We start from the raw sequence: 14,794 nt of genomic DNA, 5'->3' as shown, positions 1-14,794 counted from the left end.
GACACGGGGCCTTGAACGGGCCTGTCCGGTACGGAACTTGTCGCCGGTCCAGCGCGAGCGGGCGGACTCCGAGGGTGGCATCGACCGGGACATCACAGCCGACCCGCCCCGGTGCGTCCAGACCAGCACACCGCCGGCGTCCACAAGAGGGCGCCGTTCACGCGGTCGAGCGGCCGATGAACGACCTCGTACCCTTTCACAGGGCGCGGCGTGTCACAGAGCCCGGTACTCGGCGGCCGATGTTCCCAGGACGCTGAGCAGCGAGAGGGCTTCGGCGCTCGGGGAACCGTGCGGGGCGCTGTAGAGCACCAGATGCTGGTCGCGTTCGGTGAGCGCGAGCGAGTCGCAGTCGACCGTGATCTCGCCGACGACCGGGTGATGGAACGTCTTGGTGAGCGTGGGAGTGGCCAGCACGTCGTGTCTCTCCCAGAGCCTGGCGAACTCCGCGCTGCCTGAACGGAGTTCGTCGATGAGGTCCACGACTTCGGGGTCGGCGGGATAGCGGGCAAGCGTGGCACGCAGGCTCATGACCGCATGATGGCGGAACTCTGTGGGGTCGCTGACGCCGTACAACGGCGTGCCGGTGGCGGAGGGCTTCCCGAGGAAGGCCCGGCGGGCGAGGTTGCGGTCCCTGGGAGACAGCTCCGCGAAATCCTCCAGGAGGGCGGCGGCGAGGTCGTTCCACGCAAGCACCTCGAACGTGGCCGACGTGACGAAACCCGCCGTCTGAGGGAGACGTTCGAGCAGGGCGAGGATGCTCGGGCGGACGTCGCGCCGGTGCATCCTGATGCTGCTCGGCGCGGTGCCCGCGAGAACGTGAAGGTGGTCGGACTCCGCCTCGGTGAGCAGCAGGGCGCTCGCGATCCCGGCGAGGACCTCCCCCGAGGGACGCGAGGCTGCCCGGCCCTGCTCGAGGCGGACGTAGTACTCGGTGGAGATGTGCGCGAGGACCGCCACCTCTTCCCGGCGCAGGCCCGGTGTGCGCCGCCGAGGGCCCGAGGGCATACCTACGTCTTCGGGCCGGAGCCGTTCCCGACGGCTCCGCAGAAAAGCTCCCAGCTCGTGCTTGTCCATACAGCGAGTGTGCCCGCCCCCGCCGGCTGGATCCTGGTACGGCTTGTGCCTGCATCCGCTCCGGCGACCGGCGAACACTTGCGGCATGAGCAACAACTACCGCACGAGCAGCACCACCGCCCCCGTCCCCGCTCCCGTCGGCCTGCTGAACGGCAAGGTCGTGTTCATCACCGGTGCCAGCCGCGGCATCGGCGCTGCCGCGGCCCGGCTCTTCGCCCGCGAGGGCGCACAGGTCGTTCTCGCCGCTCGCAGCACCGACGCCCTCGACCGCATCGTCACCGAGATCCGTGCCGACGGAGGCGTCGCGGACGCCGTCACCCTGGACCTCGCCGACCGCTCGAGCATCCACGCGGCCGTCGACCGTGTCGGGGAGTTGCACGGCCGACTCGACGGCGCCTTCAACAACGGCGCCGTCGGACAGCGGCAGCCGGGCCCGGTGGACAGCACGGACGAGGCGGACATCGACGAGCAGTACACCGTCAACTTCCGGGCCCACTGGACCGCCATGAACGCCGAGGCCGCGCTCATGCGGCAGAGCGGCGGCGGGGCCATCGTCAACACCTCCAGCATCGGAAGCCGCCGCGCGAATCCGGCCCTGCCCGCGTACGGGGCGATGAAGCGCGCCCTCAACAGCCTCACCGAGACGGCCGCGGTCAACTGGGCCCCCGCCGGGATCCGGGTCAACGGCATCACCCCGGGCGGCACCGACACCGAGATGATCGAGGCCTGGGAGGCTGCCACGCCCGGCGTCGTGGAGCACATCACGGCGTCCATCCCTCTCGGCCGCATGGCCCAGCCCCGCGAGGTCGCCGAAGCGGCGGCCTGGCTTCTCAGCGACCGGGCTTCCATGGTCACCGGCGCGATCGTCCCCGTCGACGGTGGTGCCGGCGCATGAGCCCGGAGGCCGCCGCGGCCGGGGTTCCACGGTGGTTCCTTGGGGCCAATGGGAAGCACGGGACTTTGGTCCTGTGTAAGAAGTCGGCGAACGGTTATTCGCATGTACGCGACCTCGGGTGTGAGACACCGGACAGCGCGTAGCCGTGGCGGTCGCACCGCCGAATCTCCGACAGCAAAGGAAACACCGTGGGCATCATCGCCTGGATTCTCATCGGACTCATCGCGGGCGCCATCGCCAAGGCACTCATGCCCGGCAAGGACCCCGGTGGCTGTCTGGTCACGATGCTCATCGGCATCGTCGGCGGTCTGCTCGGCGGCTGGCTGGGCAAGGTGGTTTTCGGGGTGCACTCCATCAACGGCTTCTTCCACCTGTCGACGTGGATCGCGGCGATCGTCGGCTCGGTGATCGTGCTCCTGGTGTACCGCCTGGTGACAGGTCGGCGGTCGCGCTGACGGGCGACCGACCTCTCCGCCCGCACGGTGGAAGTGAGCGGCATCGGCTTCGGGACGCGCCTGAGGCCGGTGCCGTTCGCCGTGTCGTAGCGGCACGTTCCGCGACGAAGGCAGCGAGAGGGACCCACCCGCGAGACCTCGCCGCGCGCGATCGCCCTCACCGGCATGACCCTGGAACCATGACGAACGCTTCGAGGTCGACGCACAGGCGCCTGGAGCAGGCCATCCTGGGTCTGCTGGACGAGCGCCCCGGGCGTTCCATCTGCCCTTCGGCCGCGGCCCGCGCGGTGTACGACGGCGATGACGAGGGCTGGCGCGACCTCATGGAGCCGGCGCGTCGGGCCGCGGCCGGGCTGGTCGCGGCCGGAGAGGCCGAGATCACCCAGCGTGGACGCGCCGTCGATCCCTCGGAAGCCCGTGGCCCCATCCGCATCCGCCGTCCACGGTAGAACTCGGCCGCGCCGCCCGGGACATGGGATGCACAGGCACTGCACTGCACTGCACTGCACTGCACTCTGACAAGCAACGCTGAAGTCCCCGATTAGGGTCGGCGGCATGTCTGCTGCTGCCGAGCCCTTTCCCCATGTGATGCTGCGCCCCGCGAGCCGCGCCGATCTTCCCGCAGTGCTTTCCCTGCTCGCGGACGAGGACAGCGTGGTGGATCCCGCGACGATCACGGTCACGGAGACGTACGAACGCGCCTTCGCGGCGATCGACGCGGACCCTCGCAACGAGCTACTGGTTCTGGTCGAACACACCGATGGTCGGCACGAGATCGGAACGGTCGTCGGATGTCTGCAGGCGACGTACATCCCCGGGCTCGGCAAGGGAGGCGCCGAGCGAGCCCTGATCAAGGCGGTGCGGATCCGTGCGGACCGCAGAGGCGGCGGGCTCGGCCGGACCCTGATGGAGCACGCAGTCGATCGAGCACGTGCGCGGGGCTGCGCACTGGTCCAGCTGACCAGCAACAAGCAGCGTCAGGACGCGCACCGCTTCTACGCCGGGCTGGGCTTCGTATCCAGCCACGAAGGCTTCAAGCTCGCGCTGTAGGCTCCGGCCTCTCCTGGACGGCCAGCGGGTCTGATCTCCAGCCGTGACCTGGAGCTTTACAGTCTCACCATGAGTGACTGGATGGTAGCCGTGGGTCGAGGAAGGGTGCGGCGTCCTCGGGCGCTGTCCCCGCTCCGTGAACATCTGCGCGACACGTTCTGGTTCGCCCCCACGGCGGCGATGGTCGCGGTGTGCCTGGTGTGGTGGGTTACCTCCTGGGCCGACGAGGCGATCGTCACTGCGCTCCAGGACGGCGGGGAGTTCGACGCGGTCAAGGATCTGATGGGGATCGCCGACGACGTGAAGACCGTCGTCACCACCATCAGCTCCGCGATGATGACCTTCATCGGTGTCGTGTTCAGCATCTCGCTGGTGGCCGTGCAGATGGCGGGCGGTCAGCTCACCCCGCGCGTGGTGCGCCTGTTCGTGCGGAGCCGGATCACGAAGCTCACGTTCGCCGTCTTTCTCGCCACCTTTCTGCTGTCGTTGCTGGTCCTGACCTCGTACGACGGGGAGCAGGATCCGAGACGCGTGAGCACGGTGCCCGTCCTCCAGGCGTTCATCACCCTGGGGTCGGTCGCGTTGAGCCTGTTGTTGTTCGTCATGTACGTGAATTCGACGCTGCGGATGATGCGTGTGGGCCACGTCGTCGACCGGGTCGCCTGGGAGGCGTTCCGGGTCGTGGCGCGGATGCCGTACGGGGACGCGGCCTCCGGTGATCTCGCGCCGGAGAGCGGGCGGGTGGCGTACGAGGGCCGGGCGGGAGTGCTGCGTGACGTGAACATCGCGCGGCTCGTGCGGATCGCCCGCCGCCGCGGTGTGGTGCTCCGGGTGATCCCCCGGATCGGGGATTTCGTGGTGCCCGGCACCATGATGTTCTCGGTGCACGGCGGGGCTGCGCCGTCCCGGCGGCAGCTGCGGTCCTGCGTGTTCGTGGGTGTGGAACGCGCCTTCTACCAGGATCTGGGGTTCGGGCTGCGGGTGCTCGCCGATGTCGCCCTGCGAGCCCTTTCCGCGGCCGTGAACGACCCGACGACCGCGGTACAGGCCATCGACCGGATCGTGCAGTTCCTCGCGGCCGTCGGGCGGGGCCCGCTGGACACGCTGCGCTACAAGGATCGCAGCGGCACCGTCCGTCTGGTGCAGCCGGTGCCGGGCTGGGACGAACTGGTCGACCTGGCCTTCACCGAGATCCGAGGGTGCGCAGCGGGTACCCCGCAGGTCACGCGCCGGTTGCTCGCCGGGTTCGACGATCTTCTGTCGCTCGTACCCGAGGAGCGGAGAGAGTCATTGCTGCGGCACCGGGAGCTGCTCAGCCGGAGCGTCGAACGGTCGGTGCCGGACGCCGCCGACCGGGTCTTCGCACTGCATCCCGACCGGCAGGGCATCGGCTGACGGCAGGCCGGGCGGCGGGACGCCTCCGCCCCGGAGGAGGAGCGGGCCGGACCGAACTCCGCTCCGTCCGGGGCAGGGACCGCAGCCGTGGCGACGCGACGGTCAGCGCCGCGCGCGCCGGGCCAGCAGGACCGAGTCCTCGGCCTCCACCGGACCGCTGTCCCGCTGGAGCGTGCGGGTGCGCTGCTCCACGACGACGGGCTCGAAGTCGTCCGGCAGTCCGGGCAGAAGCTCCGCGGCCAGGAACATCGCCTTGCGGTGGCTCTCGGAGAGCTGCGTGAACTCGTGGGACGGCGCGTGGCCGACGACCAGCAGCAGCCCTCCGGGGGCCACGGCCCCGGCGAGACGACGGGTCACCTCGACCATGCCGCCGTCGGGGGCGTGCAGATAGTGGCTGGTGACCAGGTCGTACGACCGCTCGCCCGCGTCGAAGGCACGGGCGTCGACCTGCCACCAGTCGACGCGCTCCGCCAGGCCGGCCTGCTCGGTGTGCCGGGCGGCGCGCGCGAGTCCCTCGGCCGAGAAGTCGGCGCCGGTCACGCGCCAGCCCTGACCGGCCAGCCAGACGACGTCGCCGCCCTCGCCGCAGCCGACGTCGAGGGCGGTGCCGGGGGTGAGCTCGCCCGCGGCGGCGACGAGCTGCGGGTTGGGCTCGCCGCTCCAGAAGCGCTCCTGGCCCGCGTACCGCTCGTCCCAGCCGGCCGGTTCGAACATCGCGGCGGCCGCCTGCTCGTCGTGCTGCTCGTGCTCGCCGTCTCCGCCGTGCTCGTGGTGTCCGGACACCGGATGCCTCCCGTTTTCATGCTGCCGTACAGTGCCTCGGCGCCGACCCGGGATCCCCCGCGGGGCGCCCTGTCGATCCTGCTCGGATCCGCGCCGTGACGCACACCGAGTTGCCGGACCGGCAAGTTGGGTTTCCTTCAACCCGGATCTACATCGCCCCGGGACAACGCTTCACACCCGAGCGCTCGAGGGTCCGACTCCGTTCGGCGTGGTCCGCGTTCACTTGAATGCCGCCTTCGCACAACCCTTCGTACGTCTCGCACGTCACACAGCCCGGAACGCTTCCCCCCTCATTCTCGATCTCGGGAGAACCACCGTGCGTGTACGAACCCTGAGCGCCACAGCGGCTGTTGTCGCCCTCACCGCCGCCGGGCTGACCCTGCCCCTCGCCGGAACCGCGGCCGCCGCGACCCCGCTGCACGCCGACTTCAACGGGGACGGTCTCACCGACCTCGCGGTGGGCGTGCCGTCGGCGACCGTGAACGGCAAGGCGAACGCCGGGTACGTCAATGTGGTCTGGGGCGGGCTGAACGGGCTCGGCCCGAACAGCTCCACCGGCGTCATCAGCCAGTCCTACCGCGCCGTGCCCGGCACCCCGGAGGCCGGGGACCGCTTCGGTTCCGCCGTGGCCTCCGGCGACCTCAACGGCGACGGCATCGCCGACCTCGTCATCGGCGCGAGCGGCGAGGCCCTCACGGACTCGGGCCGCGGTCACGAAGGCAGCGTCACCGTGCTGTACGGCTCGCGCTCGGGCTTCGGCAACTACGACAGCGTCGGCTTCACCGCCGCCCGGGGCGAGGGCGAGTTCACCCAGCTCGGCGGCCGCATCTCCGTGGGCGACTACGACCACGACGGCGACCAGGACCTCGCGCTCGGAGCGGCCGACGAGGAGAGCGGCTCGCTGCGGCTGCGGCCCGGCCCGCTCACTCCCGGCTCGCCCACCACGACCGAGGTCATCGCGCACTACAGCATGGGCGGCCGCACCCGCGACCTCGCGACGGGCGACTTCGACGGGGACGGCAAGGACGATCTCGCGGTGACGTACAAGGAGATGGAGGGCGCGGGCACCTTCGTCCTCCGCTGGGACGCGGCGGGCCAGCCCGCCCGGTACTGGAACAGCTGGGACTACGGTCAGTCCCTGGCCGTCGCCGACTTCGACCGGGACGGCAAGGACGACCTGGCCATCGGCTACGACCAGCCCAACCCCGAGGCCGAGGACGCGGGGCTCTGCACGGACGAGCGGGCCGGCGGCGCGGTCGCCCTGGTGTACGGCAAGGGAGAGTCCTTCGGGACCTCCCACGACTGCTTCACCCAGGACAGCCCCGACGTCGCCGGGGCTTCGGAGGCCGGCGACTGGTTCGGCTTCTCGGTCGCCGCGGGCGACGTGAACGACGACGGCCTGCCGGAGCTCGTGGTCGGTGTGCCGGGTGAGGACGTCGGCACCGTCAAGGACGCGGGCGCGTACGTCGTCCTGACCGGCACCGCCACCGGCCCGTCCGGCGGTGTCGCGCGCAACCAGAACACGCCCGACATGCCCGGCACCGCGGAGGCCGGCGACCAGTTCGGCGCACAGGTGACCACCGGCAGGTACAACACGGACCAGCTGGACGACGTCGCCGCGAGCGCCCCCACGGAGAACGCGGGCGAGGCCCGCTCCGGTGGCGTCTGGTACGCGCAGAGCACGGAGACCGCCTATCCCCTCGGTCGCTCGCTCACACCGTACGGGCTCGCGCTGCCCACCGGCACGAAGTACGGCGAGGTCCTCGGCGAGTAGGCGCCGGGGCGCACCCTCCCCGGCGGGGTCCGTGGCGGGGACACCGTCGAAAGCTGGGGCTGACGGGGGCCGTCGGGTGCGGGCGAGTCCTGAGCCTCTGCCATCGGCGACCAGGCGGGGACCGGGCTCGGAAGGCGGACACGAAGGGCCCTTCCCCGTCGCCGCCCACCAGCACTTCCAGAACCCGCTACCGCGGTCCGTCACTGAATGCTAGAACCTCCGAATGCCCACTCCGCCAGAACTCCTCCCCCGGTCCGCACCGGCCAGCTCGGGAATCTCGTCCCGTGCGATCGCCGCGTTCCTGGACAGGCTCGAAGCACGGCCCGGTGAGACGCATTCGCTCATGGTCGTGCACCGCGGGCACGTCGTCGCCGAGGGCTGGTGGGCGCCGTACACGGCCGACCGGCCGCACCTGCTCTACTCGTTGACCAAGTCGTTCACCTCGGTCGCCGTGGGGCTCGCCATCGGTGACGGACTGCTGTCGCTCGACGATCGCGTGGTGGACGTGCTGCCCGAACGCGTGCCGGCCGACGTCTCGGAGCAGGGCCGCCGGATCACCGTGCACCATCTGCTGTCGATGACGGTCGGCCACCCGAGCGACTCGCTCGCCGACGCCTGGGAACGCGAACCGGGCGATCTCACCAAGGGCTTCCTGGGCCTGCCGTTCACGCTGGCCGAAGGAACGCGGCACGTCTACGACAACGCGACCACCTATGTCCTCGCCCGGCTGGTGGAACGGGTCACGGGTCTCGGTCTTCCGGAGCTCCTCGACACTCGGCTGTTCGAGCCGATGGGCATCGACCACGCCGAGTGGGACCGCGTCGCCGACGGTTCCGCCTTCGGGTTTCACGGGCTGCACCTCACGACCGAGGCCGTCGCGGCGTTCGGGGAGCTGCTGCGGCGCGGCGGTCGGTGGGGTGAGCGTCAACTCGTCCCACAGGAGTGGGTCCAGCTCGCCACGCGCCACCACGTCGACTGCGAGTGGGTCCTGGAAGGAGCGCCGCAAGGGGACTTCTCGTACGGCTACGGCTACCAGTTCTGGCGGGCGCGAGAGGGCTACCACGGCCATGGCTCCTACGCGCAGCAGTGCGTGGTGCTCCCCGACCAGGACCTCGTAGTCGCCGTGACGGCGCAGGGAGAGGCCCAGGACGTGTTCGACGCCCTCTGGGAGTGCCTGCTGCCGGGCGTGGGCGAGGCGGCGAGCGCCGAGGAGGACCGGGCCCTGGCCGGTCGGCTCGATCGGCTGTCCCTGGCTCCCGTGGCCGGTGCGGCCGCCGTCGAGCGCACCGTCACCGTCAAGTTGGACGCCTCGGCCGAGGACTCGGCCCTTCCCGACGGAACACCCGTCACCGTCCGGCCTGTCGACGGCAGCTGGAACGTGGGGCTCGGCCCACAGATCGCCGTGGAGGTCGGCCACGGTCACTGGCGGGAGAGCGCACCCCTCGGCCGCCCCGTCGTCGCGTCCGGGGCCTGGCAAGACGGCACCTTCGTCGCCGATCTCCGCGTCATCACCACTCCGCACCTGGTACGACTGACCGTCGCCCCCGACACAGGCACCGCGACGGCGACCTGGAGCACCCCGCCGCTGACCGGCCCGAGCCTGCTGCTCCACCTGCGCTCCCCACTGATGACCAGGCCCGACGTCGCCTAGAGGTGTCAGAGTCGAGAGGGGCTCGGGCCGGCGCGTGGAACGGATCCCCTCCCGTGTCCTCAGGGACGTGTGCGCCGGGCGTCAAAACACTCCAGGGCCCGCATCCCCGTCGTCAGCCGGTAGACCGGCCGCCACGCTGTCCACCCACCGCGTCCTGCACGAACCGCCGAAGGTGCGTACGGACAGCGTCGGGTTGCTCCAACCAGGGTTCGTGCCCGGCATGGTCGATCCGCGTCAGCGGAAGGCCGAGCCGCAGCGCGAGTGATGCGAGTGCCGCCACAGGGCGGGGATCATCGACCCCGGCGAGGAGCTCTGCTCGCGCGGGCAGACACGCGCGCAGCCCGGCCAGGTCGGCATCGAGCGGGTCCGCACGTCCTTCCCCGCAAAGTTCGGCGTTCATGGCCCAGTTGACGGCTCGGCGCCGCCGGGCGCCCTGCGCGGCCCAGCGCCACGCGCGTTCCGTATCGGCGTGGTCGGTGAACCAGGCCAGCGTGAGCAGCTCGACTTCCTGCTCCTCCGTACGGTCCGGCATCTCCTCCAGCGCATGGAGCCGTTCCTGCTGCCGCGCGGACATGCGGCGGCCGCGCTCCGCCCGGTCCCCGGATCGCCAATCACCGACGAACGGTCCGCACATCAACAGCACCGCGGCGACTCGGTCAGGGTGTGCCAGGCAGAACCGGCTCGCCAGTTCGGTGCCGTAGGAGTGCCCGATGAGTACCGCCTTGGGCACGCCCCAGGCGTCGAGCAGTTCGGCGAGGTCGTCGACGTGCCGGGCGAGGGTGTGGCGCCCCTGCCACGGTGAGCGGCCCGTGCCACGCTGGTCGTACCGGTACACGGGCGCGAGGTCTCCGACCATGGCGGCGACCTCACCCAGATAGTCCGGCAGCCCCGGACCGCCGTGGAGCATGACGACGGGCCGCTTCCGGGTCGTGTCTCCCAGCGCGGTCCAGCTCAACCGGGCCTCGTCGGTCATCGACGTGCGGCCCTGGGTCTCCATAGGGGTCACCGCGGAGAACCTACCGTCTCACCGTTGCTCCGCGTCAGGCGGCGAACCCGATGTTCATGACGTACTCGTAGGCGCCGTAGTCGGATCCCAGGTCGGCGGTGATGCCACCGAACCAGGCCTCGTCCATGGCCTCGCCGTCACCGGCCGCCCATGCCTCGACCATGCGATCCCACTGCCGGACGTTCAGGCTGCGGAAGGACACGGCACGCTGGTGCGGGCGGGACACCTGGGACTGGTTGAGCGGGTGGAACTCGACCCGAGTGCCGCGTCCGTCGCGGTGCAGGCGCTGCAGCAGGTGGCGCGCGACGTTCTGGCGCCGTACCTGCAGGTAGGCCGCCTCGAGCTGGGCCAGGCTCTTCTTCGACGGCGTCGCCCGGCCCTCGGCCCAGCGCTTGAGAGTGCGGTCGGTGATCTTCAGTCCGGCTGCGCGGGCAGCGGCCATCGCGCGGTCGGAGCGTGTCAGATAGTGCAGGCGGGCGAGCATGCCGCGGCGCTGGGTGATGGGGGTGGCGACAAAGCCGACGAGGGCGTCGAGCTGGCGGGCGGCGGCCTCGTAGCCCTTGATGCCACGGGCACCGAACTTCCCGAACTCCAGGCTTCTGTCCGGCACTTGCCTGTCCCCTCTCCGGCTCCGGGCCACGGCCGTCCGTTCGTCGTCCGCACACGCTCGGCGAGACCGGCGGCCCTCTTGCCTCTGACTCTAACGAACGGGCCCGGCACACGCAGACAGGAGACACCGCGAAACATCTCGAACGTGGTGGCGGGCGGTGGAGAGTCCGCCGCCACGGGACCGTCTCACACCCGACCGGCCTGACGGTAGCGTGCTCGACATGACGGCTGAGGGCGAGCGGACAGAGGGCGAAGCCCTGGCCGGCGGAATGGCGAACGCCGGCGCGGTCTTCCGCCACGGCGACCTGGTGGAACGCCCAGCGCCGCGCAGCGCTCCCGCCCTCCATGCCCACCTCCTCGCACTCTCCGAGCACGGGTTCGACGAGGTACCGCGGCCGGTCCGGCTGACCGCGGACGGGCGAGAGCGGCTGACCTTCGTCCCCGGCGATGTCGCTCTCCCGCCGTTTCCGCACTGGGCGATGAGCGCGACGGCGCTGCGGTCAGTGGGGAATCTGCTGCGACGCCTGCACGACGCGAGCGCCCGCATCGCGGTGGACGCCGACGCCGAGTGGCCGCGATCGCTGGCCGACCCGGCGGGAGGAACGATGGTGTGCCACAACGATGTCTGTCCGGACAACGTCGTCTTCCGCGACGGCCGTGCCACAGCCCTGATCGATTTCGACATGGCCGCTCCCGGCCGCGCCGTTTGGGACGTCGCCATGACTGCCCGCTACTGGGTCCCCATGCTCGATCCCGCGTCAGCCGCGCCTCTCTATCCCGCAGGGCTGGACGTCCCGACGCGACTGCGGCTCCTCGCCGACAGCTACGGCCTCTCCCCGCACGAGCGCGCTGAACTGCCTGACGTCATCGAGCAGGCCACCGCGTCCTGCCGGGCCTTCGTCGCCGACCGAGTGGCAGAAGGCGACCCCGTCTACACCCGGGCACTGTCCGAGCGCGGAGGATGGCAGCGCTGGGACCGCATCCAGGAGTGGCTGGCGGCACACCGCAGGGTTTTCGCGGGTGCCTTGGCGACCTGACGGGCGTAGATGTTGAGAGCAGGCAGGAAACCCCTGCGAGCACCGCATCCTTCGGCGCTCTGGTCCCTGCTTGCGTCACAGGATGTGGATGCGCTCCAGTTCCCCGTCAGGCGTGCGGATCATCAGCTCACAGCCCTTGTCCCGCTCTCGCTCGACGAACCCGAGCAGCAGTACCGCACGGTTGATGACATCGGCCTTGCTGACGCGCCCGGTCTCGGCCAGTTCATTGACCGCGACGACGGCCGGGGGCGCCAGGGTCACCGAGAGGCGCTCACTGGCGGGGTGTTCGGGGTGCGCGGCTGCCATGGCGATCTCTCCTGTCGTAGGACTCCTGCGAACACCACGAGTGAACCACATCAGCACCGAATCCGCACCACATATGCATCACGCTCTCCAGGGGCATGCAGACGGCATCAGGTGACAGGGGTGCCCTCCACAGGCCCGCACATCAGGTTGCCCGGCTCGGCCGGATCGTCACTGATCCAGAACTGGGCCCACAACACCGCGAATTCGGACCGGCTGAGGTGGCCGTCGCCATCGTGATCGAGGCGGGCGAATACGTCGCTGGTCGGAATGGTCCGCCCGTGCCAGGTGTCGATCAGCCGTTCGTGCTCGCCCTGGGAGATCCGGCCGTCGCCGTTCTCGTCGACCGCGTCGAAGATGACGTCCGCCGTCGCCACAACGGCCTGTTCCATCGCCGGCAGGCGGTCGACCATCGCCATCAGTTCGTCCATACCGATCCGCTCGGCACCTGACCCGCCGCCGATGGCCGACAGGTGTTGCCACCAGCCCATGATCACCATGCGGACACGCGACGCCAGCTCCGGGCTGGCGGCCACCCGTGGCAGCGTTCCCCAGCGCGCCGTCAGCGCCTCGAAGTCCCCCTCCTCCAGGTAGCCGTTGCCGTCCACGTCGAACACGTCGAACATCGCCTGGACCTTCACCCGCTGAAACTCACTGGCCATCACACGCTCCTCACCCGTCAGTGCTGCGGGCAGACTGCCCAGCCCTCCTGGGCAGATCACCCGCGCACAAGATCGCGGCAGCCCGGCAACACAACCCCACGCGCGGGTTTGGCAGACAGCCTGACCGGCATCTTCGGCGCGCGCCCTCACCCTGATCCTCGGACGCGTTCGGGCAAGGGCCAGGTCTCCAGCACGTAGCTCTCGATGACGGGGGCATCGGGGGCGCAGCTGTCGACCTGGCGCCCCAGGGCCCGCCCTTGGGCGGTCAGGCGCAGGTGATAACGGCCGGGGCCGGCGGCGGCGAGGTCGGGCAGCTCGTCGATCGAGCCGTCTTCCCAGGAGTGCACGGTCAGATGGCCGGTGCTGGAGTGGAAGTCGCCCTCGGCACCGACCTCGGTGCCCTCAGGTGCGGGGGCCGGGGCGGAGGCCGCGGTGTGAGCGTGGACGGTGACGTGGATGTAGCCGGTGTGCAGGCCCGTACGGATGCAGCCGCCGTCGGCACCCAGGGCGAGGATTCCGTCCGCGGCGTCCTCGGGGCCGGGCAGATCGTCGGTGCTGAGGTCGGGATCGGCGAGGTAGAACTGCGCGTAGTGGACCCAGACCCGCACCGGCTGTGCGCCGCACCCGCGGTTCTTACTCATCAAATGTCCCCTCACTCCGGAATGACCAGGCCGTGGACAGGTAGCTGCGGGGAACGGAACTCCCGGCAAGGCTCGGCGGGAGTCGCATCCGTGTGCACGAGCGGATCCATGCGAGTCGGGGCACCGCCGTTCACGACGAAAGTGCACGGCCTGATTCGAATCCACCGGGTGATTGACCGACGTCAGCCCCACCGATCGGCCCACCGCCGGCTGGCTGGGGTACCGGCAGCACCGGCCTCAGCGGGCCCTGGATCGCACCAGGCGTTAGGCCAGCCGCGGCAGTCCCCGACCACGCTGTCAGTAGCGCCGGTCGGGGAAGTGCGGGTCCGACCAGCGGGCGGGGCCGGTGAGTCCCATCAGCCGGACGCGGTGCAGTAGTTCGTCGGGAGCGTTCTGCGCCCGCAGTCTCGGCTGGGCGTGGCCCACGAGCCAGGACGCGAGCTCCGTGCGCAGGGCGTCCTCGTTCTCCCCGTCCGTCGTGTTCCACGGAAGTTCATCACCGAGGAGGCTGTACTCCCAGCAGGCCGCCGCCGCTACCAAGTGCTGGTCGGCAACGGGGTGATCGACCGTCTCCCAGGCCCTCAGCCACGGACCCAGCACTTTGGATGCCTCGACGCACAGGGTGAGAGCCTCGTGCGCGGGAAAGGCGGGGGACGGATCGCTCAGGGTCTGTGCCCACCAGGCGTGCAGGAACTCCCACACCGCCTCGCTCTGGAGCGCGGGCCACTCCTGCCAGCGGCCGCGGGAGAACGAGCGTCCGACGTCGTGGATGCCGAACAGCGGCTCCACCGATCCGCCGACAAGAGCCCTGGAGAACTCTGGCAGGATGCGCCGCAGCACCGCGCCATGGTCCCTCCAGTACGAAGCATTCCACGTGCGGTACAGAAGGTCCGGGCCCAGCTCCACATCCGGAACCTTCAGTAGCGCAAGCTCTTCTTCGCTGCCCCAGTGGCAGTCGCACTGCGTCTCGTCCTCACGCGCGGTCGCCCCGCGAAATGTGGAAGCCATGCAATCCAGTGCACGGTCGAGACGGAGTCGGGCAGCGGTGTTGTCGCTGTTCATGGTCGTGGGCACAACCTCGGAGGACTCCAGGTGGCGTCGCCGCCCGATCACGACAGTACTGGCCACACCCGTCCATGTCAGCGGTGTTGTCGCCGCCGAACGGCCAGCAGTGATCCGTATTCGGACAACAGTGAAGAATTGACTCCTGAGTTGTGTAGGCGGCGGGATGATTCCGTGGCGTCGCCGACGTGTTGGCTCTGCCGGGTGTTCCGACCGGGCAGGGCTGTCACGATCCCGGCCGGCGCAGTGTTGACGCGCGTTCGGTGTCCTCGTGGTCGGCGATCGTGGGCCGCCGGCGGCACGGGACGCGCGGTACGGGGGCTCTGTTGTCGGCCGGTGGGTGAGCGGTGCGGCCGGTGGGGGCTCGCACGACCGCACGGCTGCCGGTCCTCGGGGC

At 70.4% G+C, this 14,794-nt stretch carries 16 protein-coding genes; 8 read left to right on the top strand and 8 right to left on the bottom strand.

Going from position 1 to position 14,794, the window contains the following annotated elements; translation table 11 throughout:
- Positions 1 to 213: 213 nt before the first annotated feature.
- The gene (locus tag ABZ930_RS01405; protein WP_361539569.1) at positions 214 to 1,074 is read right to left on the bottom strand and encodes a helix-turn-helix transcriptional regulator; all 861 of its coding nucleotides are present in this window, start codon (positions 1,072 to 1,074) and stop codon (positions 214 to 216) included.
- A gap of 85 nt (positions 1,075 to 1,159) precedes the next feature.
- Here ABZ930_RS01405 and ABZ930_RS01400 point away from each other — a divergent pair, with 85 nt between their 5' ends.
- From ABZ930_RS01400 to ABZ930_RS01380, 5 genes are all read left to right on the top strand, one after another.
- Complete coding sequence (locus ABZ930_RS01400; protein WP_361539566.1) at positions 1,160 to 1,969, top strand: SDR family oxidoreductase; 810 nt, start codon at positions 1,160 to 1,162, stop codon at positions 1,967 to 1,969.
- Between the two features lie 188 nt (positions 1,970 to 2,157).
- Positions 2,158 to 2,424 (top strand): GlsB/YeaQ/YmgE family stress response membrane protein, encoded by a 267-nt coding sequence (locus tag ABZ930_RS01395; protein WP_361539563.1) that lies wholly within the window; start codon positions 2,158 to 2,160, stop codon positions 2,422 to 2,424.
- Positions 2,425 to 2,603: 179 nt separating this feature from the next.
- Positions 2,604 to 2,873, top strand: coding sequence for a DUF3253 domain-containing protein (locus ABZ930_RS01390; RefSeq protein ID WP_361539560.1), 270 nt, complete (start codon positions 2,604 to 2,606; stop codon positions 2,871 to 2,873).
- A gap of 106 nt (positions 2,874 to 2,979) precedes the next feature.
- Positions 2,980 to 3,474, top strand: a complete 495-nt coding sequence (locus ABZ930_RS01385; protein WP_361539557.1) for a GNAT family N-acetyltransferase — start codon at positions 2,980 to 2,982, stop codon at positions 3,472 to 3,474.
- Between the two features lie 69 nt (positions 3,475 to 3,543).
- Positions 3,544 to 4,869, top strand: coding sequence for a DUF2254 domain-containing protein (locus ABZ930_RS01380; protein WP_361539555.1), 1,326 nt, complete (start codon positions 3,544 to 3,546; stop codon positions 4,867 to 4,869).
- A 102-nt stretch (positions 4,870 to 4,971) separates the two neighbouring features.
- Here the strand turns inward: ABZ930_RS01380 and ABZ930_RS01375 are convergent, their stop codons facing one another.
- On the bottom strand, positions 4,972 to 5,652 hold the full coding sequence (locus ABZ930_RS01375; protein WP_361539552.1) for a class I SAM-dependent methyltransferase: 681 nt from the start codon (positions 5,650 to 5,652) through the stop codon (positions 4,972 to 4,974).
- A gap of 316 nt (positions 5,653 to 5,968) precedes the next feature.
- Here ABZ930_RS01375 and ABZ930_RS01370 point away from each other — a divergent pair, with 316 nt between their 5' ends.
- Entirely contained in the window at positions 5,969 to 7,426 is a 1,458-nt protein-coding gene (locus ABZ930_RS01370; RefSeq protein WP_361539550.1) for a VCBS repeat-containing protein, read from the top strand.
- A gap of 223 nt (positions 7,427 to 7,649) precedes the next feature.
- Positions 7,650 to 9,077, top strand: a complete 1,428-nt coding sequence (locus ABZ930_RS01365; RefSeq protein WP_361539547.1) for a serine hydrolase — start codon at positions 7,650 to 7,652, stop codon at positions 9,075 to 9,077.
- Positions 9,078 to 9,189: 112 nt separating this feature from the next.
- Here ABZ930_RS01365 and ABZ930_RS01360 read toward each other — a convergent pair whose 3' ends face one another.
- Complete coding sequence (locus ABZ930_RS01360) at positions 9,190 to 10,074, bottom strand: alpha/beta hydrolase (protein ID WP_361539647.1); 885 nt, start codon at positions 10,072 to 10,074, stop codon at positions 9,190 to 9,192.
- A 43-nt stretch (positions 10,075 to 10,117) separates the two neighbouring features.
- Positions 10,118 to 10,693, bottom strand: a complete 576-nt coding sequence (locus ABZ930_RS01355) for a transcriptional regulator (RefSeq protein ID WP_361539544.1) — start codon at positions 10,691 to 10,693, stop codon at positions 10,118 to 10,120.
- 220 nt (positions 10,694 to 10,913) lie between these two features.
- Here ABZ930_RS01355 and ABZ930_RS01350 point away from each other — a divergent pair, with 220 nt between their 5' ends.
- The gene (locus ABZ930_RS01350) at positions 10,914 to 11,729 is read left to right on the top strand and encodes a phosphotransferase (RefSeq protein WP_361539542.1); all 816 of its coding nucleotides are present in this window, start codon (positions 10,914 to 10,916) and stop codon (positions 11,727 to 11,729) included.
- Between the two features lie 75 nt (positions 11,730 to 11,804).
- Here ABZ930_RS01350 and ABZ930_RS01345 read toward each other — a convergent pair whose 3' ends face one another.
- The 4 genes from ABZ930_RS01345 to ABZ930_RS01330 all read right to left on the bottom strand — a co-directional run bounded on the left by ABZ930_RS01345 (position 11,805) and on the right by ABZ930_RS01330 (position 14,397).
- On the bottom strand, positions 11,805 to 12,035 hold the full coding sequence (locus ABZ930_RS01345) for a hypothetical protein (RefSeq protein ID WP_361539539.1): 231 nt from the start codon (positions 12,033 to 12,035) through the stop codon (positions 11,805 to 11,807).
- A gap of 107 nt (positions 12,036 to 12,142) precedes the next feature.
- Positions 12,143 to 12,694 (bottom strand): EF-hand domain-containing protein, encoded by a 552-nt coding sequence (locus ABZ930_RS01340; RefSeq protein ID WP_361539536.1) that lies wholly within the window; start codon positions 12,692 to 12,694, stop codon positions 12,143 to 12,145.
- A 146-nt stretch (positions 12,695 to 12,840) separates the two neighbouring features.
- Complete coding sequence (locus tag ABZ930_RS01335; protein WP_361539534.1) at positions 12,841 to 13,335, bottom strand: hypothetical protein; 495 nt, start codon at positions 13,333 to 13,335, stop codon at positions 12,841 to 12,843.
- Positions 13,336 to 13,632: 297 nt separating this feature from the next.
- Positions 13,633 to 14,397 (bottom strand): hypothetical protein, encoded by a 765-nt coding sequence (locus ABZ930_RS01330; RefSeq protein WP_361539531.1) that lies wholly within the window; start codon positions 14,395 to 14,397, stop codon positions 13,633 to 13,635.
- Between the last annotated feature and the right edge of the window lie 397 nt (positions 14,398 to 14,794).

The organism is Streptomyces sp. NPDC046716, from assembly GCF_040645755.1.
In the GTDB taxonomy this organism is placed as follows: domain Bacteria; phylum Actinomycetota; class Actinomycetes; order Streptomycetales; family Streptomycetaceae; genus Streptomyces.
This window is presented reverse-complemented; position numbering and strand designations above follow the sequence as displayed.